Source organism: Eudoraea adriatica DSM 19308, assembly GCF_000382125.1.
In the GTDB taxonomy this organism is placed as follows: domain Bacteria; phylum Bacteroidota; class Bacteroidia; order Flavobacteriales; family Flavobacteriaceae; genus Eudoraea; species Eudoraea adriatica.
In genome coordinates, this window is record NZ_KB907548.1 from 424195 (window position 1) to 447853 (window position 23659).

The 23659-nt window shown below is 38.0% G+C and carries 21 protein-coding genes; 6 read left to right on the forward strand and 15 right to left on the reverse strand.

Annotation, left to right across the window (positions count from 1 at the left end; translation table 11 throughout):
* Positions 1-18 precede the first annotated feature (18 nt).
* The 14 genes from hisB to G504_RS0109040 form a co-directional block, all read right to left on the reverse strand.
* Positions 19-1173, reverse strand: coding sequence for a bifunctional histidinol-phosphatase/imidazoleglycerol-phosphate dehydratase HisB (hisB, locus tag G504_RS0108975; protein ID WP_019669834.1), 1155 nt, complete (start codon positions 1171-1173; stop codon positions 19-21).
* Positions 1170-2210, reverse strand: coding sequence for a histidinol-phosphate transaminase (gene hisC / locus G504_RS0108980; RefSeq protein WP_019669835.1), 1041 nt, complete (start codon positions 2208-2210; stop codon positions 1170-1172). The genes hisB and hisC overlap by 4 nt, the downstream gene beginning before the upstream one ends.
* Before the next feature lie 17 nt (positions 2211-2227).
* Entirely contained in the window at positions 2228-3520 is a 1293-nt protein-coding gene (hisD, locus tag G504_RS0108985) for a histidinol dehydrogenase (protein WP_019669836.1), read from the reverse strand.
* Entirely contained in the window at positions 3517-4374 is an 858-nt protein-coding gene (gene hisG / locus G504_RS0108990; RefSeq protein ID WP_019669837.1) for an ATP phosphoribosyltransferase, read from the reverse strand. Before hisG ends, hisD begins: the two co-directional genes overlap by 4 nt.
* 202 nt (positions 4375-4576) lie before the next feature.
* Positions 4577-5392 (reverse strand): prohibitin family protein, encoded by an 816-nt coding sequence (locus tag G504_RS0108995; protein WP_019669838.1) that lies wholly within the window; start codon positions 5390-5392, stop codon positions 4577-4579.
* A gap of 11 nt (positions 5393-5403) precedes the next feature.
* The gene (locus tag G504_RS0109000; protein WP_019669839.1) at positions 5404-7437 is read right to left on the reverse strand and encodes a hypothetical protein; all 2034 of its coding nucleotides are present in this window, start codon (positions 7435-7437) and stop codon (positions 5404-5406) included.
* 86 nt (positions 7438-7523) lie between these two features.
* Positions 7524-8270: a 3-oxoacyl-[acyl-carrier-protein] reductase gene (gene fabG, locus G504_RS0109005; protein WP_019669840.1), complete on the reverse strand. Its 747-nt coding sequence runs from the start codon at positions 8268-8270 to the stop codon at positions 7524-7526.
* A gap of 128 nt (positions 8271-8398) precedes the next feature.
* A complete protein-coding gene (gene sucD / locus G504_RS0109010; RefSeq protein WP_019669841.1) occupies positions 8399-9271 on the reverse strand; it encodes a succinate--CoA ligase subunit alpha in 873 nt (290 codons plus the stop codon).
* A 66-nt stretch (positions 9272-9337) separates the two neighbouring features.
* Positions 9338-10273 (reverse strand): UDP-3-O-(3-hydroxymyristoyl)glucosamine N-acyltransferase, encoded by a 936-nt coding sequence (locus G504_RS0109015; protein WP_019669842.1) that lies wholly within the window; start codon positions 10271-10273, stop codon positions 9338-9340.
* Between the two features lie 94 nt (positions 10274-10367).
* A complete protein-coding gene (efp, locus tag G504_RS0109020) occupies positions 10368-10931 on the reverse strand; it encodes an elongation factor P (RefSeq protein ID WP_019669843.1) in 564 nt (187 codons plus the stop codon).
* A 6-nt stretch (positions 10932-10937) separates the two neighbouring features.
* Positions 10938-11723 (reverse strand): acyl-ACP--UDP-N-acetylglucosamine O-acyltransferase, encoded by a 786-nt coding sequence (gene lpxA, locus G504_RS0109025; protein ID WP_019669844.1) that lies wholly within the window; start codon positions 11721-11723, stop codon positions 10938-10940.
* A 1-nt stretch (position 11724) separates the two neighbouring features.
* A complete protein-coding gene (locus G504_RS0109030; protein WP_019669845.1) occupies positions 11725-13122 on the reverse strand; it encodes a bifunctional UDP-3-O-[3-hydroxymyristoyl] N-acetylglucosamine deacetylase/3-hydroxyacyl-ACP dehydratase in 1398 nt (465 codons plus the stop codon).
* Positions 13123-13125: 3 nt separating this feature from the next.
* Positions 13126-14151 (reverse strand): UDP-3-O-(3-hydroxymyristoyl)glucosamine N-acyltransferase, encoded by a 1026-nt coding sequence (lpxD, locus tag G504_RS0109035; protein WP_026348479.1) that lies wholly within the window; start codon positions 14149-14151, stop codon positions 13126-13128.
* A gap of 165 nt (positions 14152-14316) precedes the next feature.
* Positions 14317-15546: an HD domain-containing protein gene (locus tag G504_RS0109040; protein ID WP_019669847.1), complete on the reverse strand. Its 1230-nt coding sequence runs from the start codon at positions 15544-15546 to the stop codon at positions 14317-14319.
* A gap of 35 nt (positions 15547-15581) precedes the next feature.
* On the opposite strand from G504_RS0109040, the gene porX reads away from it, so the two are divergent.
* The 5 genes from porX (at position 15582) to pafA (ending at position 21726) form a co-directional block, all read left to right on the forward strand.
* A complete protein-coding gene (gene porX, locus G504_RS0109045) occupies positions 15582-17126 on the forward strand; it encodes a T9SS response regulator signal transducer PorX (RefSeq protein ID WP_019669848.1) in 1545 nt (514 codons plus the stop codon).
* A 320-nt stretch (positions 17127-17446) separates the two neighbouring features.
* A complete protein-coding gene (locus tag G504_RS0109050; protein ID WP_019669849.1) occupies positions 17447-18211 on the forward strand; it encodes a hypothetical protein in 765 nt (254 codons plus the stop codon).
* A gap of 267 nt (positions 18212-18478) precedes the next feature.
* Positions 18479-19534, forward strand: a complete 1056-nt coding sequence (locus G504_RS0109055; protein WP_019669850.1) for a class I SAM-dependent methyltransferase — start codon at positions 18479-18481, stop codon at positions 19532-19534.
* Positions 19535-19590: 56 nt separating this feature from the next.
* A complete protein-coding gene (locus G504_RS0109060) occupies positions 19591-19938 on the forward strand; it encodes a putative quinol monooxygenase (protein ID WP_019669851.1) in 348 nt (115 codons plus the stop codon).
* A gap of 117 nt (positions 19939-20055) precedes the next feature.
* Positions 20056-21726: an alkaline phosphatase PafA gene (gene pafA / locus G504_RS0109065; protein WP_019669852.1), complete on the forward strand. Its 1671-nt coding sequence runs from the start codon at positions 20056-20058 to the stop codon at positions 21724-21726.
* A gap of 74 nt (positions 21727-21800) precedes the next feature.
* Here pafA and G504_RS0109070 read toward each other — a convergent pair whose 3' ends face one another.
* Positions 21801-22862 (reverse strand): tetratricopeptide repeat protein, encoded by a 1062-nt coding sequence (locus G504_RS0109070; protein ID WP_019669853.1) that lies wholly within the window; start codon positions 22860-22862, stop codon positions 21801-21803.
* Between the two features lie 160 nt (positions 22863-23022).
* Between G504_RS0109070 and G504_RS0109075 the strand changes: the two genes are divergently transcribed.
* A complete protein-coding gene (locus tag G504_RS0109075) occupies positions 23023-23646 on the forward strand; it encodes a cytochrome P450 family protein (RefSeq protein WP_019669854.1) in 624 nt (207 codons plus the stop codon).
* Positions 23647-23659 lie beyond the last annotated feature (13 nt).

Here is a 23659-nt window from a genome sequence, read left to right on the forward strand (position 1 = left end):
ATGCCCTTTATATATTTTTCAGAGTATCCCTTTTGTAGTTGGTAATACCATGTTATCTACATCGCGTTTTACCGCCATTTTTATAGCTTTTGCAAAGGCCTTAAAAATAGCCTCTATCTTATGATGTTCATTGGTTCCTTCTGCTTTTATATTCAAATTGGCCTTTGCCCCGTCTGAAAATGATTTAAAGAAATGATAAAACATCTCCGTTGGCATTTTACCAATCATTTCACGATTAAACCGGGCTTCCCAGACCAACCAGGAGCGCCCACCAAAGTCCAGCGCTACCTGAGCCAGACAATCGTCCATGGGCAGACTAAAACCATACCGCTCCATTCCTAATTTATTGCCCAGTGCCTTGTGAAAAGCTTCTCCCAGAGCAATTGCGGTATCTTCTATTGTATGGTGTTCATCCACTTCCAGATCGCCCCTGACACTTATATCGAGGTTCATCTGACCATGTCTTGCCAGTTGATCCAGCATATGATCAAAGAATGCAATACCCGTAGAAATATTGCTTTTGCCCGTGCCATCCAAATTCAATTGAATATAAATATCCGTTTCTTTGGTTTTTCTGGAAATTTCAGCGACTCTGCCCTTAAGCTTTAAGAATTCATAAATGGCCCCCCATTCTTTTGTTTCCAGGGCAATTGTTTCCTTAAGCTGCACTTCTTCTACCGTAATCTCATTGGTTCCCAAATTGGTATTGGTATTAATATAAATTCCTTTCGATCCCAAATTTTTTGCCAATTCCATGTCGGTTAGCCGATCCCCGATCACAAAGGAGTTTGCCAGGTCATATTCCTTGCCGAAATACTTTTTTAATAGTCCTGTGCCGGGTTTTCTGGTGTCGGCATTTTCATGAGGAAAAGTCTTATCAATGTGTATTTCTGAAAATACTATCCCCTGTCCTTCAAAACATTTAAGAATAAAATTGTGCGCAGGCCAGAATGTTGTTTCGGGAAATGTCTCTGAACCAAGACCATCCTGATTGGTGACCATAACCAATTCAAAATCCAATTCCCCGGCTATTCTGCTTAGATAATTAAAGACCCCCGGGTAAAATACTATTTTTTCTAAACTGTCTGTTTGTTCGTCTGGCGGCTCTACAATCAGTGTGCCGTCACGATCAATGAATAATACCTTCTTTTTGGTCTTATTTACTTCCATCATAAGGAGTTTAAAACATTTAATAATTTTCTATTCTCTACAGGGGTTCCTACTGTAAACCTTAGTGTATTATTGCAAAGGGGTTGTGTGGATCTGTTGCGAACCACTACCCCTGATTTTAATATTTCACGGTACCGTTTATCTGCATCATCTACTTTTACCAAAATGAAATTTGCATCTGTAGGATATATGTCATTTATAAAATTGATTTTCGTCAATTGTTGCATCATCAGATCCCTTTCTGTCAAAATTTCTGCAACCTGCTTTTTGAGCAAATCTGTATTCTGAATCATTTGCAAGGCCTTTTGCTGCGTAAGCTCATTGACATTGTATGGAGGTTTTATTCGGTTTAAGACGGCTATTACCTCTTCAGACCCATAACATGCCCCAAGGCGTAAACCTGCCATTCCATAGGCTTTGGAAAATGTCCTGGCTACTACAAGATTGGGAAATTGTCCAAGTCTGTTGAGCCAACCACCCCGGTTGGCAAAATCAATATAAGCTTCATCAACGACCAGTAAACCATGAAAATTATTCAGAAGATATTCTAAGTTTTTTTCAGAGAAGCTATTACCGGTAGGATTATTGGGCGAGCATAAAAAGATAGCTTTGGTTTTAGTATCTATGGATTCCAATATTTTTTCAACATTCAGCTCAAATTTTTTTGTCAACAGAACCTCCCTATTTTCTATGGCATTAATACCGGCCAGGACTTTGTACATGCCATATGTAGGTGGCATCGTAATGATATTATCCTGGTATGGTTCGCAAAAGGCACGGAAAATAAGGTCCAATACTTCGTCGCTGCCATTTCCTAAAAGAATATTTGCTGTGGACAGGTAATACCTGCCGGCCAAAAGAGATTTTAGCTGACGCTGATGTGGATCCGGATAGCGATTTATACCATTGAAATAAGGGCTTTCATTGGCATCCAGAAATACCATGGAAGAACCATCAGAGGTATATTCATCCCTGGCGGATGAATAAGGTTTTAATTCCCGTACATTATTTCTAACTAAATTATCAAGGTCAAATTCCATAACCGGTATCTTTTAAGCTATTGCTTTCTCTTTAAACTTTGCAGTCGCATAGATACTGCATTTTTATGAGCCTGCAGTCCTTCAGCTTCGGCCATTACTTCAATTGTATTTCCAATGTTCTGCATCCCCGTTTCAGAAATCCTTTGAAATGTAATACTCTTGTTAAAACTGTCGAGATTTACCCCGCTATATTGTTTAGCATATCCATTTGTAGGCAAGGTATGGTTGGTGCCGGAAGCATAATCTCCGGCACTTTCGGGGGTATAATTTCCAAGAAAGACAGAGCCTGCATTTACCACGTTTCTAATATAATATTCCTCATCGGTACAGCAGACAATAAAGTGTTCCGGTCCATATTCGTTTATCAGGTCGATGGCAATTTTATCATTTTCAACAAAGATCAGCCGACTGTTTTCTATTGCCTTTTTAGCGATATCAGCCCTTGGCAAACTGACCATTTGTTTTTGCAACTCTTCCTCAACTTTACCCAGGAGCTGCTTAGATGTTGAAACCAGTATTACCTGACTGTCCGTTCCGTGTTCTGCCTGACTCAATAGATCTGAAGCAACAAATTCGGGATTGGCAGAATCATCTGCAACCACTAAAAGTTCGCTAGGACCTGCAGGCATATCAATAGCTACACCAAATTTAGTTGCTATTTGTTTAGCAACAGTGACAAACTGATTACCGGGCCCAAATATTTTATAAACCTTCGATATACTTTCTGTTCCAAATGTCATACCCGCTATTGCCTGAATCCCTCCGACTTTGAAAAATTTTGTGATGCCACAAAGATTGGCAGTATAAAGTATAGCGGGGTTTATTTTACCATTTTTATCAGGTGGAGAGCATAAAATTAATTCCGAGCATCCTGCAATTTTAGCGGGTACTGCAAGCATTAAGATCGTTGAAAATAAAGGGGCAGTACCGCCGGGAATATAAAGACCCACTTTCTGAATTGGTCTTTTTTCCTGCCAGCAAAGTACTCCAGGTGTGGTTTCAAGTTCAATTTTGGACGTTATCTGAGCACTATGAAATTTTTCGATATTAGATTTAGCTATTTCTATTGCCTCCTTAAGCTGATCGGGTACCAGGGCTTCAGCTTCCATGAACTCTTCAGGACCCACTACTAAATTGGACAATTCAACGCCATCAAACTGCCGTGTATATTTTCGCAATACCTTATCCCCGTCTGCCTCAACCTCTTTAAAAATCTTCATCACCGTAAGCTCAATATCTTCAAAGGTTTGAGTCGGACGCCTCAGAATACCGGGCCAGTCTTTTTTTTCAGGATTGAAGATTTTTTTCATAGCACCATTTTTTCAATCGGGCAAACTAAAATTCCCTCAGCACCTGCCTTTTTCAATTCATTTATAACTTCCCAGAATTTGTCCTTGTTGATTACTGTATGCACTGAGCTCCAACCTTCTTCAGCCAAAGGCAGTACCGTTGGACTCCGCATCCCCGGAAGTATTTTAATAATATCCTCCAATTTGTCATTGGGCGCATTCATCAAAATATATTTCGATTTCCTGGCAACTAATACTGACTTAATCCTAAATCTAAGATCTTCCAGTATTTTTTTCTGTTCCGCTTCTATACTGGGAGAAACGGCCAGTACCGCTTCACTCCTGAGCATTATTTCTACCTCTGTGAGATTATTCTTAAATAAGGTGCTGCCACTCGATACAATATCACAAATAGCATCTGCCAATCCAATATTTGGTGCAATTTCTACGGATCCGTTGATAATATGAAGTTCGGCCTTAACCCCTTTATCCGACAGATATGCCCGAAGTGTATTTGGATAGGAAGTGGCAATCCGCTTTCCTTCCAAATCCTTAATATCGGTATATATATTGGTTTTTGGAACGGCTAACGAAACCCTGCATTTTGAAAACCCCAGCTTTTCCGCTACTGTTATATTATCCCCTTTTTCCTTCAAAATATTCTCACCAATAACGGCTATATCAACTACACCATCTTTCAGATACTGCGGGATATCTCCGTTTCTAAGGTAAAAAACCTCCATAGGAAAGTTTCGGGCAGAAGCTTTCAATTGATCCTTACCATTGTCAATTGAAATTCCGCAATCCTTAAGAATTTTTATGGATTCTTCATTGAGTCTTCCCGACTTCTGTATAGCTATTCTTAATTTTTTCATTAGTTAAATTTCATTTAATAGAAATCAAAATGGCTTAAAAACAAAACCCGTTTGATTTCTCAAACGGGTTAGATATATTTTGGAATACAACAATACATTTCTACCTCGCCTGAGTGCAAGTGTAAAAATGATGATGTGTATTTTTATTTCTCATTTGCTTGTAAAATTAAAATTTATTTTTATTTCACAAAACTTATTAGAATTAATTATTTCCTAAAATTATAGGCAACCCATCTCCCCCTGAACCTATTACAACTACCTTGGAATTAGGAGACTCTGCCATTTTTAAAGTAGCATCTATACCCTTATCCTGTAATATCTTATCCGTTAAAGACGCACTGAGAATTTTATTAGCATCGGCCTTTCCCTGTGCTTCAATACGTACTTTATCCGCCTCTTTTGCCGCAGTAACTAAACGAAATTCATATTCCAATGATTCCTGTTCCTGTTTTAGTTTTCTTTCGATGGCCTCTTTAATCGTTGGAGGAAGGGTAACATCGCGTATTAGAATTTCATTCAATTGTATATACTGATCCTCAACTATATTCTTGGTTTCCTCAAAAATCTCTACCTGAATAGCGTCTCTTTTACTGGAGTATAACTGTTCAGGGGTATATCTCCCCACTACGCTACGAGCAGCCGATCTTATGGCAGGAAGAAGAATACGCTCTTTATATTGCTCACTTTTTTCCTGATGTAATTTGCCTAAATCAGCATAATCGGGTTGAAACCATGCAGATGCATCAAGCTGAATGTCCAATCCATTACTGGAAAGAACTTTCATTTTTTCAAAAACTTCTTGTTGTCTTACTTCATAAACAAAAACTTTATTCCAGGGCGCAACAATGTGGAAGCCCTCATTAAGAGGAGGCTCATCTGTTACTACGCCATTTCCAAAAGTTCTGTACAGAACCCCTGCTTCACCAGATCCTATGGTAACTGCTGATTTGGAAATAAGTATGATCAATAAAATAATTATAAACACTGCGGGCAGTGCTATTTTTGGTAATTTATCCATTAGATATAAAATTAAATTAGTCCGTTATACTTTCTGATAAACCATTCTGCAGCCAATGCTGCAGTAATGATTCCAAGCAGAATTTTAAAATCGATCAAAGATACGACATTTTGCTTGCTTTTCTGGACTGGTACATACCTATTGTCATTCATCAAGTCCTCAATGATTTGGAAAGTCTGGGAAGGAAAAAAAAGAAATGCCTTGGTACTCTGAGCCAGCCTGTCCAATTTCCTATAATTGCTCGATAAAAATTGCTGTTCCAGGTCATAGTCCAGAATGGTAAACTTTCCTGATTTTACAAGATCATTATTATTTACATCCACCGTAAAATTATAATTACCCGGTGGGAGGGTACGGATATCCGCTTCATAATAGCCATCCTTAAGTAGCATTGGTAATTGCCTCCGAATATCGTTGTCAATACCGTTTAATAATATATTTATGGTTGCGTTGCCGTCAAAAACGAAAGTTTCATCAAAGTATGTAGCCTTTATCGTAGCCTGGTTTAATCCCTGATATATGTTTTCATACTCTATTGTAAGCCTGCTCCTTGGTTTGGTGTTTGCCAGGAACAAAATGACCTTTGAGATAAAATCATCAAACTTTTTAAATTCCTGATCTTCACGGAAGCTCTGTACGCGCCATTTCCATATATTTTCACCAAAAAGTACGGCTTCACGGCCTGTATTGGTTTCAAGGACTGCAAAAAGGGGTTCATTCAAATCTACCCCTTTGATTCGCTGACTCATTATGTTTTCATAAGATGCCGTAATTAACAACTCACCTAAAGTGGTCTCGATTGGGGGGAATTCAGAGACAACAAAATCAGTGATATCAAAATGGGTAAATCCCTTGTTCAGAACCGGTGTTACCTCTTCTTTCTGATCAAAACTCTTCTTTTGAAAACTCGACTGAACACGGTTCAGGAACCTCCAATCGGTTTTAGGGCCGGTTATGGTAAAAATATTTGCTCCTTTGCCTTTTATATACTCGTATATTTTTTCGAAAGAAGTATCTGGTTGATAGATAATAAAAAGATCAAATTTTTCAAGTTCATTAGGTGTGATAGATGATTTTTCAATAGATACCGTTCGTTGTTCATTACTTTCAATAGCCTTTTTTAAGGCACCAAGATCGGGGTGCAGTATTTTAGAAATCAATGCAATTTTTGTTTTTTCATCTATGACTTCTATACCTATTTGACGGGTATTATTGGCAATGTTCCTTTCATTTTCCAATGGGCTAAGGCTAATAGTTATGTTCTTTATTCCAACAGTAGAGGCATCGAGTACTGTGCTGACAATTTGGGAATTCTCTATCTCATTCAGTTCGAGCTGATTTCTATATAGAGTTTGACCATCTTCAGCAATAGTAAGCACTGTTGAAGCCGCATTTTTACCCTGATAGGAAACAAAAATTTCGATAGGATATTTATTTTTCAAAAAGGCGTATTTGTTTGTATTTACCTGATCTATTCTGACATCCCTGTAACTGGCAGTATCTCCTATGACTAAAGGATAAATAGGGAATTTTTGACGTTTTGCATAGAATTCATAATCCTCACCTAAAGTCTGGTTGCCGTCCGTTAACATCAAAACTGCTGTGTTACTTCCGGCATAAATCTCATTAAGTGATGAAAGTGCTCGCCCAATATTCGTGGCTTTCTCTGAAAATGATAAACTGTCTGAAGTATTTAAGGCAGTTCCAAATGTAAATTCTGATAAATTAAACCTTTCTTTTATATCCGTATTATTTCTAATTTGGTCTCTTACTCGTCTTAGTTTTTCCGCATCCTCCACCTGACTGATAGAAGAAGAATTATCAGACAGGATAATCAGATTAGTTTTCTCTAAAGAGTATTGGTCTTTGGTTATTTTTGGATTTATTAAAAGTAAAAACACAGAAAACAACGCCATAAATCTCAAAAAGGAGAGGGTGATATTTAAAAACCCTTTGCCCCTGGTTTTATAGTGGTACTGGTAAATCACCAACACCACTGCCAAAATCGCAGCAAGTAAAATAAGGAATACTGTTTGTATTTGCATGAATTTTTTAGATAGGCTTGAAAATCTATAGTATGCCTACGTAATCTTTTATATACAGGATTAACTCTAGTACCTCATGCCAACAATTAAGTTAGCATTCCACCATCAACATTTATAACCTGTCCGGTAATATAAGACGAAAGATCTGATGCAAGGAATAAACATGCATTGGCCACATCTTCCGGCGATCCTCCTCGTTTCAACGGAATTGCCTCTCGCCATCCCTCAACAGTTTTTTCATCTAATTTATCAGTCATTTCGGTTTCAATAAATCCGGGAGCAATAGCATTGCACCGAATATTCCTGGAACCTAATTCAAGGGCTACGGATTTTGTAAAGCCAATTATACCAGCTTTGGAAGCAGCATAATTTGCCTGTCCTGCATTTCCCTTGACACCAACCACACTACTCATATTTATGATCGATCCTTTACGCTGTTTTAACATGGTGCGTTGTACAGCTTTGGTCATATTAAAAACAGATTTTAGGTTTACCTCAATAACCGTATCAAAGTCCTCTTCCCCCATCCTCATTAACAGCTTGTCTCTTGTTATACCTGCATTGTTAATTAATATGTCAATCCCTCCAAAATCTTCAAGGACACTTGCAATTAAATCTTCGGAATCTTTAAAACTTGCCGCATTACTTTTATATGCTTTGGCCTTAACTCCCATTGAGTTAAGCTCTTTTTCAAGCTCAAGAGCCGGGGCTTCACTTGAGCTAAAGGTAAAGGCAACATTGGCCCCATGTTCTGCAAATATACTTGCAATACCCATTCCTATACCCCTGCTTGCGCCGGTTATAATAACATTCTTTCCGTCTAATAGTTTCATGTCGCTGTTTTATTTACATACTAGTAATCCAAATATAAGTTTTGTTTGAGATAAAGGCTAAAAAAAATCCCGACTAATTCGGGATTTTCCTCTAAGCCAGAGCCTGAATAATTGTACTTTATTCTGAATTATCCAACCACTTCTTTTACTTTCTTTCCAATTTCTGCCGGTGAATCCACCACATTAATTCCACATTCGCGCATTATGCGTTTCTTAGCCTGAGCAGTATCATCTGTTCCTCCCACAATTGCGCCGGCATGCCCCATTGTTCTACCCGCCGGTGCCGTTTCACCTGCAATAAAACCAACTATTGGTTTTTTACTTCCACTGGCTTTGTACCATTTAGCCGCATCCGCCTCTAATTGCCCACCAATTTCACCTATCATTACCACACATTCTGTTTCAGGGTCATTAATCAATAATTCCACTGCCTCTTTTGTAGTAGTGCCGATTATAGGATCGCCACCAATTCCAATGGCCGTTGTAATGCCCAATCCTTGTCTAACTACCTGGTCCGCGGCTTCATAAGTTAAAGTACCGGATTTAGAAACTATCCCTATACTACCTTTTTTAAATACAAAACCGGGCATAATACCTACTTTGGCCTCTTCCGGAGTAATTACTCCCGGACAATTTGGACCAATCAGCGTACAATCTTTATGTTTGAGATAGTTATTGGTTTTAACCATATCAGCTACCGGAATGCCCTCAGTGATTGTTATAATTACCTTAATGCCAGCACTTGCTGCTTCCATAATTGCATCTGCCGCAAATGCAGGTGGTACAAAAATGATTGTAGTATCCGCTCCAACACTTTTCACAGCATCTTCAACCGTATTGAAAACAGGTTTTCCGAGGTGTTCCTGACCGCCTTTGCCCGGTGTAACCCCGCCAACTACATTCGTTCCATAGGCTATCATCTGTTCTGAATGAAAAGTACCTTCACTTCCTGTAAAACCCTGAACAATTATCCTGGAATCTTTATTTACTAATACGCTCATAGTTAATTTGTCTTTTGGTTACGCAAAAATATATTTTTGAAAACTATTTTTAGCAGCTTAGTGCCTTTATTGTTTGTTTAAATCTTTCAAAATAGAAGGAAGACTTCGCAAATGGGCCAATTCTCTGAATTTTTCACGAGATTCACCTGCCGGACTTCCCAAATAACTTTTTCCTCCTTCAAGAGATCTTCCAATGCCCGCCTGGGCCATTATTACTGCCTTCTTACCTATAGTAATACCACTTATTATTCCCACCTGACCCCAAATAGTAACTTCATCCTCAATTACCACACAGCCCGCAATACCTGTTTGTGAAGCAATCAAACACTTTTCCCCAATCACAGTATCATGTCCTACCTGAATCTGATTATCCAGCTTGCTGCCCTTCTTAATGGTGGTGTCTCCGGTAACACCCCTGTCTATTGAACATAGAGCACCAATATCCACATGGTCTTCTATTACAACGCGTCCTCCGGAAAGCAATTTATCAAAACCCTCCGGTCTGTTTTTAAAATAGAAAGCTTCTGCCCCGAGGACTGTTCCCGCATGAATGGTAACATGGTCTCCGATAATACAATTATCGTATATGCAGACATTGGGGTGAATTATACAGTGGTCACCTATTACAACATTATTTCCAATAAAGACGTTAGGCTGGATATGGGTGTTTTTTCCAATCTTGGCAGATTTGGATATCATCAAATCTGATTTTTGAAATGGTTTAAAGTAGTTTGTAAGGATATTAAAGTCTCTAAAAGGATCTTCAGAAACCAGTAAGGCCTTGCCAGCGGGGCAATCCACTTTTTTGTTTATTAAAACTACCGTCGCCTTGGAATTTAATGCCTTGTCATAATACTTTGGATGGTCAACGAAAACAATATCGCCTTCCTCCACTACATGTATTTCATTCATCCCATATATGGAGAAGTCGTCGGCCCCAATGTATTCAGAATTGATAATTGCTGCAATTTGTTTTAAAGAATATGGCTTGGGAAATTTCACAAATTAGTTATTCAAATTATCAATATCATACATGAATTAAAACTACAAATAAAAATTTATTAATTCCTAAATATCAAGTATTTATGATTATTAGTTATTTTGCTCGTTCCATGTAAGAACCTTTTTCGGTATCAATTTTAATTTTATCTCCCTCATTAATAAAAAGCGGGACATTTACCTTAGCACCAGTCTCAACAACCGCTGGTTTGGAAGCATTTGTGGCTGTGTTTCCTTTAAGTCCGGGCTCAGTATGTGTAACCTCAAGAATTACACTTGCCGGCATATCAACGGTCAAAGGCATATTATCTTCCGTATTAAACATTATGGTCACAATTTCCCCTTCTTTAAGAAGGTCGGGGGCATCCAGTATTTCTTCCTGGAGTGAAATTTGGTTGTAATCGTCTGTATTCATAAAATGATATGTCGTACCGTCGGAATATAAAAATTGATACGATCTTGTTTCCACGCGCACATCTTCAATTTTATGCCCTGCAGAAAACGTATTATCCAAAACCTTACCGCTGGTAAGACTTTTAAGTTTTGTACGCACAAAAGCGGGCCCTTTACCCGGTTTTACATGTAAAAACTCAACAATTTTGTAAATATCATTGTTGTACTTAATGCACAATCCTTTTCTTATATCTGATGTATTTGCCATGGATAATTAATTTGTACTAAAATAGCCCTTCATAATTCCTCTTTGGGAATCACGTATAAATTGCAAAATTTCATCCCTCTCGGGAGTTGCCTCCATTTCTGCTTCAATGATCTGCACGGCCTGCGTGTTGTTATAATTCTTCTGATAAAGTATTCTGTAAATATTTTGTATCTCCCTGATTTTATCCGAATCGAATCCTCTTCTTCGCAGTCCTACAGAATTTATTCCAACATACGACATTGGTTCTCTTGCACCTTTTACGTAGGGAGGAACATCTTTCCGCACCAAAGATCCGCCGGTTACGAACGCATGATTACCAATGGAGACAAACTGATGTACAGCAACCAGACCGGCAAGAATAACGTTGTCGCCAATAGTGACATGTCCGGCAAGTGTTGAATTATTGGAGAAAATACAGTTATTGCCAACCAAACAATCATGAGCAATATGGCAATAGGCCATTATCAGGCAGTTTTTGCCAATCACCGTTTTCATTCTGTCGCGAGTACCTTTATGAATGGTAGCGCACTCTCTGATCGTTGTATTATTACCAATAACCACCGTCGTTTCCTCTCCATCATATTTCAGATCCTGAGGTGGTGCCGATATTACCGCACCTGGAAAAATATTGCAATTCTTCCCAATTCGGGCACCTTCCATTATAGTAACATTTGAGCCAATCCAGGTACCATCGCCAATTACCACATTGTTATGGATAGTAGTGAATGGTTCTATAACCACATTTTTTGCAATTTTAGCTCCGGGGTGAACGTAGGCAAGGGGCTGATTCATACTAATCTTGTTGTTTTGTTTTTACGATTTGGGCCATTAATTCCGCTTCTGAAACCAATTTCCCATTAGCATAGGCATAAGCCTGCATGTGACAGATTCCTCTTCGTATTGGTGAAATAAGATCGCATTTAAAAATCAAAGTATCTCCGGGAACAACTTGTTGTTTAAATTTAACATTGTCGATCTTCATAAAGAAAGTCAGATAATTTTCAGGGTCAGGAACAGTGCTTAGCACCAGTATTCCTCCTGTTTGTGCCATTGCTTCTACCTGCAGAACACCTGGCATAACAGGAGCTCCTGGAAAATGCCCCACAAAAAATGGTTCGTTCATAGTTACATTTTTCATGCCCACTACATGAGAATCAGAAAGCTCTATGATTTTATCTACCAAAAGAAATGGAGGCCTGTGAGGCAGCATTTTCATAATTTGGGTGATGTCCATTAAAGGAGCTTGATTTAAATCATATTTTGGTACTTTATTGCGTTTTTCCAATTTAATTATCTTGGATAGTTTTTTAGCAAATTGAGTATTTACATAATGGCCGGGTTTATTGGCAATTACTTTCCCTCTAATTCGCGTTCCTGCCAATGCCAGATCGCCAATTACATCTAAGAGTTTATGCCGGGCTGCTTCGTTAGGTTGATGCAATGTGAGATTATCCAGGATACCATTTGGCTTTACGGATAGTTTTTTCTTATTAAAAGCCTTTTCCAGTTTCTTCATGGTGGAAGCAGAAATTTCCTTGTCAACATAAACAATTGCATTGTTTAAATCTCCTCCCTTTATAAGCCCGTTCTCCAATAACATTTCTAATTCATGAAGAAAACTAAATGTCCTGGCATCTGCAATTTCCTTTTTAAAATCTGATATTTTTTCAAGCGTAGCATTCTGAGTTCCCAAAACCTTGGTGCCAAAATCAACCATGGTTGTTATTTCATAATTCTCGGAAGGAATTAATGTTATGTCGCTTCCGGAGGCTTCATCTTTATAGGATATTACTTCTTTTACTACATATTCTTCCCTTTCGGCATCCTGCTCTACAATACCCGCGTTCTCCAGAGCCTCAACAAAAAATTTGGAAGATCCATCCATTATGGGAGGTTCAGGAGCATTTAATTCAATTAATACATTATCTATATCCAAGCCAACTAACGCCGCAAGAACATGTTCAGAGGTCTGAATCTTAACGCCTCTTTTTTCCAAATTTGTTCCTCTCTGCGTATTAACCACATAATTGGCATCTGCTTCAATAATTGGTTCCCCTTCAAGATCTACCCGCTTAAAAGCATATCCGTGATTCTCGGGAGCAGGAACAAATTTCATGGTAACGTTTTCTCCGGTATGCAATCCCACACCTTTCAATGTTACTCCATGTGCAATTGTACGTTGTTTTGCCATACTTTATTTGTCTTCACTTTTTTTGTCAAAATCATTTATCCTGTTAACTAATTTTGGCAAGTTTTTAAAATGAACATATGATTTATTGTAGTCTGCGTAATTCAGCGCCGGCGATCCCTGCAGGAATTCATCGTCCTTCACATTTCTTCCTATTCCCGATTGGGCCTGTATCCTAACCCTGTCGCCAATAGTGATATGCCCAACAATACCTACCTGGCCACCAATCTTGCAATTTCTACCAATTTTTGTGGATCCTGCTATGCCTGTCTGAGCAGCTATAGCTGTGTGTTCACCGATCTCTACATTGTGCGCTATCTGAATCTGGTTGTCCAGCTTAACCCCATCCCTGAGAATAGTAGACCCAAGCGTAGCTCTGTCTATGGTGGTTCCGGCTCCGACATCTACATTTTTTCCGAGTATAACATTCCCGGTCTGCGGCACTTTGCTATATTCACCATTGGAATTTGGCGCGAAACCAAAACCGTCAGCGCCAATTATAGCCCCGCTATGAATTACGCATCCCTTTCCGATTATTGTTTCAGAATATATTTTCGCTCCTGCAAAAATAACGACATTATCCCCAATGGTCACATTGTCGCCTATATAGACGTTAGGGTAGATTTTAACGTCATTCCCAATTCTTACATTATTACCCAAATATGAAAAAGCACCTAAATAGAAATTTTCTCCATAGACAGTAGATTCCGACAAAAAAACCGGGCTCTCCAACCCCGTTTTGTTATATTTAACCTTATTGTAATATTCTAATAATTTAGAAAATGATTCATAGGCATCTTTAACCTTGATGAGGGTTGTAGAAAGGGCCTGTTCTGGTACAAAATCCTTATTTACAAGGGTAATAGATGCTTCTGTGCTATATATGTAAGATGTATATTTGGGATTGGCCAAAAAAGTTAGTGAGCCAATTTCTCCTTCTTCAATCTTAGCCAATTTATACACTGCAACATCTGGGTTGCCTTCTATCTCACCCTCCAAAATACCCGCAATCTGACTAGCTGTGAATTCCAAATTTCTTAATAATTTACCCCTTGGCTTAGATTCAGACAAAAGTAAGAAAAATTGATTAATAGAATAACAGCAAACACTTGACTATAAGCCTCTGTATATCATGTTGTTACGACTTTTTAAGTGCTTTCATTAATTTGGCGTGCAGTAAAATTCAGAATATTAAAGCTAAAGATCATCTTTTGGATAACAGATATAATATTTTGTTACTGTCTCCGACAAGGCCGTTAAATTAAAATGGTCCGATGCGTTGGCCACATCTAATAATTTACCATTACTTCGTAAAATATTAATATTCTGGCTAAGGCGATTATAGGCCTTATTCTCAATAATTCCACGGAATACGAAATAGGAAGTCTCCTCTTCACTCAATTTATATTTAACCATAAACTTTTCAAAAAGTGTCTCAAATCTGCCATCTTTCTCGGGCTTATTTCTGAGCTTTATGTTAAGTAGTCTCCTATTCAGGATCATGCCGCAAAGCTTTGACAATACAAAGTCAGAACTATGCTGCCATTGTTTTATGGCAGCCAAAATATCGGTATCGTCCAGATTGGCAAAATGATCCAAAACCTCTTTATTAAAATTTAACTTGTCAATTTTGGTTTTCAGGAAGAACATAAGCGGACGACTGCAAGCCAGTTCAAAATTCATTTCCACCAGTTCTTTAGCTCTCTGCAAGGTCCTGATTAGCAATTGTTCAGCTACTAACCCGGTTTTATGAAGGTATACCTGCCAATACATAAATCTGCGGGCCATTAGAAATTTCTCAACGGAATAAATGCCTTTTTCCTCAACTACCAATTCCCCATCCACAACATTTAACATTGTTATCAATCGCTCGGCATTTATATTCCCTTCTGCAACACCTGTATAAAAACTATCCCGTTTCAGGTAATCTAATCTATCCATATCTAATTGGCTACTGACCAGTTGATTCAGAAATTTTTTTCTATAGCTGCCTTTAAATATTTCAATCCCTAAAGTTAAACTTCCGTTAAACTTGTGGTTCAGAACCTCCATAAATATGTGTGAAATTTCCTCGTGCTTTATTCCTTCTACCAAACTATGCTCCATAGCATGTGAAAAAGGACCATGGCCAATATCATGTAATAGAATAGCGCAAAGTAATCCTTTAGCCTCCTCCTCTGTAATCTCAATCCCCTTAAAACGAAGCAGTTGTATAGCTTCCTGCATTAAATGCATACTACCCAGCGCATGATGAAACCGAGTATGGTGCGCTCCTGGATAAACCAGATATGAGAGCCCCATTTGCGAAATACGCCGAAGTCTTTGAAAATAGGGATCCGCTATCAGGCTAAAAATAAGTGCATCGGGAATTCTAATAAATCCGTAAATTGGATCGTTGAATATTTTAAGCTTGTTTGATATTGACAAAATAGCTAAGTTTTCACGGTAAAGATAAGGACTTAATGAACAAGATAACAATCCTATGGGTAGATGATGAAATAGATTTGTTAAAGCCGCATATTATTTTCCTGGAAGGCAAAAATTATGAGGTAGTAACATGTAAAAGTGGTCAGGATGCACTGGAAGAAATTAGAAGTAGGAATTTTGATATTGTTTTTCTGGATGAGAATATGCCCGGGATTTCCGGATTGGAAACACTAAACGAAATAAAAACAATTGACGCCGCTCTTCCCGTGGTTATGATCACAAAAAGTGAGGAAGAATATATCATGGAGGAGGCCATTGGCTCAAAAATTGCGGACTATCTGATTAAACCGGTTAATCCGAACCAAATACTTCTGTCCCTCAAGAAAAACCTGGATCATTCCCGTTTGGTGTCAGAAAAGACCACTTCCAATTACCAGCAGGAATTTAGAAAGATAGCAATGGACCTATCAATGGTTAACTCCTATGAGGAATGGGCAGATCTCTACAAAAAGCTTATCTATTGGGAATTACAATTGGAAGAAATAGAAGATTCCGGAATGTTTGAAATTTTGGAATCCCAAAAAGTTGAGGCCAACAATCAGTTCGGAAAATTTATTGAAAAGAATTATACTGGCTGGTTTCATGGCGGGGAAGGTCCTGTTATGTCCCATACCTTGTTTAAGGAATTAATTAAGCCCGAAATAGAGGATACCCCTACCCTTCTTTTGGTAATAGATAATCTGAGGTATGATCAGTGGTTTGCATTCGAAGATGTACTTGCACCCTATTATAAAAAAAGCAAGGAAGAGCCTTATTACAGCATTCTGCCTACGGCAACACAATATGCGCGAAATGCCATTTTCTCCGGCCTGATGCCACTGGGAATGGAAAAAAAATATCCGGATTGGTGGAAGAATGACACCGATGAAGGCGGGAAAAATTTATTTGAGGACAAATTCCTTGGCGAACAATTGAAAAGGTTGGGGCTGGAGCTGAATTGGGAATACCATAAAATAAGTAGTTTAAAACAGGGAAAAAACCTGTCTCAGAACTTCCGGTCACAAAAGAAAAATGATCTGACGGTTCTTGTATATAATTTTGTGGACATGCTTTCACATTCTAAAACCGAAATGGACGTGATAAAGGAATTGGCATCCAATGATAAGGCGTACCGATCCTTAACGAACAGCTGGTTTAAAAATTCACCGCTCCTGGAAATCATACAACAAGCCCAGAGCATGGGGTTAAAACTGATAATAACTACAGATCATGGTACAATAAATGTAAAGCAACCTTCAAAAGTTATTGGAGATAAAGAAACCAGTCTTAACCTGAGATATAAGACCGGCCGAAGTCTCACTTATAATGATAATGATGTCATAGAAGCCAAAGACCCTGCAACTATTCATTTAACAAGCATTACCATGAGCAGCTCTTTTATTTTTGCCAAAAATGACCTGTTTTTTGCTTACCCCAATAATTATAACCACTATGTAAGTTATTACCGGAACACTTATCAGCACGGAGGAGTTTCCCTGGAAGAAATGATCATCCCATTCGTTGTTCTGGAACCAAGATAGGCACTTGAAATCTTTATTGAATTCTAAAAAACTGACTAGAACTGCAATTTTAAGCGTTAATTTCCTGCTTAAAACTGTTCATCCAAATAAGCTTGGGTAACCAAAAAGGCATTTTCGGACATTTTTAATATGGTTTCGTCCAACATAAATCCCCATTACCTTAAATTTCTGCTTACTTTACAAAATCTTAATGACTCTAACGAGCTGTTAATTGATTGTCCTGCTTCTTATTAAGTGGTAAAACTTAATCAACCATCTGGCCATTTATATTTTTATTAACCTGTGAATACTATTATTTATTAACGTAAAACAACCAAACAATGAGAAATGCAATTACAATTTTTGTGGTGTGCCTGTTGAGTTTTCAATTTGCAATGGCTCAGCCTATTACCACGCACCAGTATCGAAGAGTGGCTCCTGAAAATATGCAGGAGTATTTAAAAAGGGAAACCACCTACTGGGCCAAATGGGCAGAAAAGGAGGTTACCAAGGGAAACTTAACTTTCTGGGCTATTTTGCAGAAGGTTGGCGGTGTAAACCAGGACACCAGTCCAAACATTTTGATTATTAATACGTTTAACGACATTGACAAAGGTGCAGATTGGGAAAGCATAGACGCCATGTTTCCGGATGTAAAAATGGAAGACATTGCTACCTGGGATATTAGCACCAATATGCACCATATATTCCTAAGCAATCTTCCTAACCATATACGGGCAGAAAACGCAACGAACGATGATTATAAGTTTGTACGTATTATTTATCACGATACAAAAAATCCTGGCCAGCACCTTACTTTTGAAGCTGAGAAATGGAAACCTATGGTAGAGAAAGCCATGAAGGAAGGTAAGACAACCATGAAAGGCTGGGGCAATCAGTCTATTATTTCCCCTGCTACTTCCACATTCACCTATAGTAGTTATTCTTATGACTTATTTTCCTCCTTACAGGAAGCATTATCACCGGCATTTAGCGATGACTGGACAATGCCGGACGGGTTTTGGGATGGTTTTCAGGATAACTATAACAAGCGTAATTCAAACGTTTACAGAATTGTTGCCGGAGCATCCGCACCGGCGGAGTAAACAAATACGAATAGATTAAAGACCAATGGAAAGCCCTGAATAAATGTACAGGGCTTTTTTTTTACATAAATTGAGCTACTAACATTTTAACAAGAGCCATTTTGATTCTCCGGTCAATTTGGCTTTTGATAATAAATCAATAATATTCGGACAATAAAACCAGGCTTTGGTCCTAGATCATTTGCTGTATATCATTATTATTCACCAACTTAGATAAATCTGAAAAACTAATCACTCTTTTGAAATTCAAATATAAATTTTATAATTATGGAACTAGATGAGAATAAATTACATGCCTTATTAGGTCAAGTAGTAGTAGAAATGGGAGCAGCCGCAAATGGTCCTCTAATTACAATTGGAGATAAACTGGGGCTGTACAAATCACTTTCAGAATTAGGGCCAATGTCCGCCAGGCAGTTGGCCAATGCAACGGAAACTGCAGAAAGATATGTCAAAGAATGGCTCGCAGCACAAGCAGCATCTGGCTACGTAGAATATGATAATGTAAATGACACTTTCTTTATGACACCGGAACAAAGAGCAGCTTTTGGAGATAAAAATAGCCCTGTGTTCATGACAGGTGCATTTTATGCAATTACTTCACTATATCATGATGAACCCAAAATGTTAGAAGCATTTAAAACTGGAGAAGGAATTTCCTGGGGAAATCATAATAAGTGTTTGTATTGTGGTACCGAGAAATTTTTTAGTCCCTCATACGAAGGCAATTTAATCTCAAGTTGGATTCCCTCACTTAATGGTGTAGAAGAAAAACTTATAAATGGTGCAAAGGTTGCTGATATTGGTTGCGGACATGCCGCTTCAACTATTATAATGGCCAAGGCATTTCCAAAATCTACATTTATAGGGATTGATTTTCATGATAAATCTATTGAACACGCGAAATTAAGGGCAGAAGCCTCAGGCGTAACCAATGTCTCCTTTCAAGTTTCCACTGCCAAAGACCTTCCCGGTCATGGTTATGACCTCGTCACATTCTTCGACTGCCTTCATGATATGGGAGACCCTGTTGGAGCATGCGCTCATGTAAAGGACGTTTTGAAACCAGATGGTACCTGCATGATTGTTGAGCCGTTTGCTCATGACACTTTAAAAGATAATCTCAATCCTGTTGGAAGGGCTTTTTATGCATTTTCCACACAACTTTGTGTGCCTTGCTCAATTAACCAGGAAGTAGGCCTGGCCCTGGGTGCTCAAGCGGGTGAGAAAAAATTAAAAGATGCCATTACTGCAGGGGGGTTTAGCAGTTTCAGACGGGCAACTGAAACTCCCTTTAACTTAATTTTAGAAGCACGACCGTAAACGACGAAAACCGAAATAATAAAAATCTATTAAACCAATATTTAAAACTTTAAATTATGGGAAACATCCAGCTTACTGCAAGATTTCTAATACACCAAGGGAAAGTAGAAGAATTTAAAAGCCTGGCGAGTCAATGCATGGATATTGTTAGGGAAAAGGAGAAAGATACCACTTTGCAGTACGACTGGTATTTTAATGAGCACAATAATGAGTGTGTAGTAAGGGAAACCTATGCAGATTCCAATGCAGTTCTCATTCACGTGGGCAATCTTGGCGCATTACTTGCCGGGTTCCTGGAGATATCTGACTTTTACCCTGAAATTTACGGAAGTCCTTCAGAAGATTTAATGAATGCCGTTGCTGCTATGAATCCTAAGATTTATTCATTCTATCAGGGTATTTAAAAAAATGACGGTTTATCTACCTAATTAATAAATTTTAACATTTTTACTGATTATCTTTGACGATAGTATTTCCGGCAAATTTGCCTAATATAATCGAACTCAAAGATAAATAGTAATATGATCAGACTACTAGCCTTTGCCCTTCTACTTGTTTTAAACGGAAACCTTCTGCAAAGTCAATCGGATAAACCAAAACTCATTGTAGGTGTTGTAATAGATCAGATGAGATTTGATCATCTATACAAATATCAGGACAGGTTTTCGAATGGTGGTTTTAAAAGACTTTTAAGAGAAGGCTTTAATTATAAAAACACCCATTATAATTACATTCCAACAGTTACTGCTGCCGGGCATGCATCTATTTATAGCGGTACAACCCCTTCTGTTCATGGCATAATAGGGAATACATGGTATGATCGAAGTACAAAACAGACTATTACCAATATAGGAGATACCAACGAACTTATTGTGGGAACAGAGGATTTAAACAGCTATGGTGCGTCTCCGGGAAATCTGCTTACATCAACCATTACGGATCAGTTGAGAATGGGCTCCAATTTCAGGGCTAAGGTAATAAGTGTATCCTTAAAAGACCGTGGTGCCATTTTAGCCGGAGGACATACCGCTAATGCTGCCTACTGGCATGACTGGAAAGCGAGTCCCGGTTATTTTGTAAGCAGTTCATACTACATGGAAGAGTTGCCTGATTGGGTTACCAAGTTTAATAAACTGGAAAAATCCGATTCGTATTTAACCGATTCATGGAGCACTTTATACCCCATAGATTCCTATAAGATGAGTGCGCCGGATGACAATAATTATGAACGTGCGATTGCCGGTAAAACAAGTGCTACTTTTCCATATGATTATAAGAGCATGAGAGAACGCTTCAAGGAATTAGGTGCTGAATTTCAATTAATTTGGGTTACTCCGGCCGGGAATTCCTTATTAACAGATTTTGCTATAGAAGCCATTAAAAGTGAAAAATTAGGAGCAGATGAAATAACAGATTTTATTAATATAAGCTATTCCGTTCCTGATGCAATGGGACATACTTTTGGTCCCCAGTCTGTTGAGTTTGAAGATATGATATTACGATTAGACAGGGACATTGAAAATCTATTAAAATCACTTGATGCAACGGTAGGTACTGGAAATTATTCATTGTTTTTAACTTCTGATCACGGGTCCGTACCTGTAGCTTCATACCTGGCTGATAACAAGCTACCTGCCGGAATCGCCAACATAAAACAATATGGAGTTGCTCTTCTTAGTTATTTAAATGCAAAATACGGAACTAACCAATGGATTGAAAATTTCGAAGGGGAGTCGATTTATTTAAACCGGGATCTTATAAAGCAAAAAAAATTATCTCTGAGTACTGTGCAACGCGAAGTAGCAGATTTTATGATTTCCCTTGATGAAGTCACAGGAGCACTTAGCGCGGCTGATTTACAAACACACAGCTATGGTTATGGCATGAATCAAATGCTTCAGAATGGTTATCACTCTAAAAGGTCAGGAGATGTGCTTTTGGTATTTAAACCCGGATATGTTCAGAACCTGGACCCCAGAATAACAATGCAAAGAATTAAAGGTACTACACATGGTTCCGGATATGCATATGATACTCATGTTCCAATGCTCTGGTTCGGGAAATCTATTCCCAAAGGGCAATCTTTGCGAAAAGTATCTGTAACTGATATTGCACCGAGCATTGCTCAGATGCTGAATATTCAATATCCTTCGGGTACTTCCGGGGAACCTTTGATAGAATTATTTGATTGATAAGAGGCCTGGATGGGAAGAATGATTAGGTTGTAAATGAATAGAGCATAGCCAAAATAAGCAGGAGGCAGTTACTATTTTAGTCTGGCAACACTTAATATTTCCTTTCTGTATGTATTGTCGTTTGCTATAACCTCAAAAAAGTCATTAATGAATTTTCTCGCCTGAGAAAATTCCTTTGGATCCTCAAAGCTTGATTCCAGATCATCAAAAATAGCCAGCATTTTGCTTTTATTATTCAGAAACTCTGTTCGTACAGTTTGATAGACCTCCGGATTACGTTTAAAACCCCTGTATAATCTTTGAGTTACATCTTCAATACTTAACACTTCGCCCTGAACCTGTGAGACCACCGCATAGCTCGCATCAACTAGTCCGGACATATCAAAATCGTATGGTACAGGTAAAATATTACCATCTACGAATAATAGTTTTTCATTGTGCCGATAAGCCGAAGAATAATCCGTATTGCCAATCAAAAATTGAAAAAAGTCATTTCTTACGGAACAAAGATCATTCTGCTGCAAGGGATGTACAGACCTTTTAATTTGCTTTCCATTGCATCGGTCTTCCACTCTATCTATATCTTCTATAAAAAAACCTTTTATTGTATAGTTTTTGACTTTCTGTCCTTTTTCATCCGTAAAATCAATCTCCAATAACCTGGTATTAAAATGGTAAGGAGAGACAAGTTCATACAATTTATAAGCAATATATTCCTTAAGGACTTTATCATTGTAGTCACTTTGAAGCACGCACGGAAGCACAAGTTTAAGTTTTTTATTGCCTTCAAATAAGGTTCCGGCAGCAACTGATTTTTTAATTTCCATTTTAACCGGTGGAAAAAAGCAATTTTCCCTTCTGTAGTTCCCTCGGGCCCTGATTTTAACCTCAAGAGTTTTCCAGTCCTCATCTCCGGCCATATATTCCAGTTCGCTGTCTATATAGGTGCTGTCATTGGTTTCTTTCCGTAAAACTTTGTTGGAATATCTTAGTTTAATGCCCAGGGGATCTTCTTTAAGAAAGAGTTCGGTGGTCTTGTTATCCTGCCCGATAGCTGCCAATTCCTGTGAAAAAGTCGCTTCAGTTATAAAAAGAGATATTAAAAGGAATAGGGATATAGTTTGTTTTTTCACCAGATTGTAGTTAGATTTACTTTCATAAGTTACAAATTTTTAGGTTATCAAACGATATCTTTCCATATTAAATTATCGCACATTAATTGTATTGATTATTTCATTTATCATTACGTTTCTGTCTTTTAGGTTAAATCTTAATTTTTATGTTGATCTAACAATGCTCAGCATTGCGATAATATTTCCCCTGGTTTTTACAATACGAGGTTCTTTCCGACGGCGGGAAAAAGCCCTGCAGCATTTGAGTAAATTCAGAAGTGCACTGAAGACCGTTCACTATTTTGTGATGAGTAACAATGAACTTTCTCCTGAAAGTAAAAAAGAAATGACTGATATTTTACTTAATATCAGTGAACAGACAATGGATCAATTAAAAAATAATGGCGACAATACAAAAGAATTGGATGACATCATTGATCAAGTACTCACATTTATTGTAGCCAATGATCAAACTGTTTCTAAAAATTTAAAAGACAGGACTTTTCGCTTTATGAAAGATCTGCATGAATCCATAGAGAATTTACATGCCATAAATACGCATAGAACACCAATAAGCCTAAAGGCCTATTGTCTTGTCTTTATCTATATCTTCCCATTGATATATGCCCCAACCATTATCTATGACGTTGGTTTGGAAAACAATCAGGCTATTACATATTTTATTGTGATTCTAACGGAGTTCATACTTGTTTCACTTTACAACATCCAGGATCATCTCGAATATCCGTTTGATGATGTTGGCCTGGATGATATAAACCTTGATACGTTTAAACTTAACAGATAGCCTTGTTAAAAGC

Coding starts and splice junctions, on each gene's coding strand:
- hisB (WP_019669834.1), bottom strand. CDS start 1,173: ATGATGGAAGTAAATAAGACCAAAAAGAAGGTATTATTCATTGATCGT.
- hisC (WP_019669835.1), bottom strand. CDS start 2,210: ATGGAATTTGACCTTGATAATTTAGTTAGAAATAATGTACGGGAATTA.
- hisD (WP_019669836.1), bottom strand. CDS start 3,520: ATGAAAAAAATCTTCAATCCTGAAAAAAAAGACTGGCCCGGTATTCTG.
- hisG (WP_019669837.1), bottom strand. CDS start 4,374: ATGAAAAAATTAAGAATAGCTATACAGAAGTCGGGAAGACTCAATGAA.
- G504_RS0108995 (WP_019669838.1), bottom strand. CDS start 5,392: ATGGATAAATTACCAAAAATAGCACTGCCCGCAGTGTTTATAATTATT.
- G504_RS0109000 (WP_019669839.1), bottom strand. CDS start 7,437: ATGCAAATACAAACAGTATTCCTTATTTTACTTGCTGCGATTTTGGCA.
- fabG (WP_019669840.1), bottom strand. CDS start 8,270: ATGAAACTATTAGACGGAAAGAATGTTATTATAACCGGCGCAAGCAGG.
- sucD (WP_019669841.1), bottom strand. CDS start 9,271: ATGAGCGTATTAGTAAATAAAGATTCCAGGATAATTGTTCAGGGTTTT.
- efp (WP_019669843.1), bottom strand. CDS start 10,931: ATGGCAAATACATCAGATATAAGAAAAGGATTGTGCATTAAGTACAAC.
- lpxA (WP_019669844.1), bottom strand. CDS start 11,723: ATGAATCAGCCCCTTGCCTACGTTCACCCCGGAGCTAAAATTGCAAAA.
- G504_RS0109030 (WP_019669845.1), bottom strand. CDS start 13,122: ATGGCAAAACAACGTACAATTGCACATGGAGTAACATTGAAAGGTGTG.
- porX (WP_019669848.1), top strand. CDS start 15,582: ATGAACAAGATAACAATCCTATGGGTAGATGATGAAATAGATTTGTTA.
- G504_RS0109050 (WP_019669849.1), top strand. CDS start 17,447: ATGAGAAATGCAATTACAATTTTTGTGGTGTGCCTGTTGAGTTTTCAA.
- G504_RS0109055 (WP_019669850.1), top strand. CDS start 18,479: ATGGAACTAGATGAGAATAAATTACATGCCTTATTAGGTCAAGTAGTA.
- G504_RS0109060 (WP_019669851.1), top strand. CDS start 19,591: ATGGGAAACATCCAGCTTACTGCAAGATTTCTAATACACCAAGGGAAA.
- pafA (WP_019669852.1), top strand. CDS start 20,056: ATGATCAGACTACTAGCCTTTGCCCTTCTACTTGTTTTAAACGGAAAC.
- G504_RS0109075 (WP_019669854.1), top strand. CDS start 23,023: ATGCTCAGCATTGCGATAATATTTCCCCTGGTTTTTACAATACGAGGT.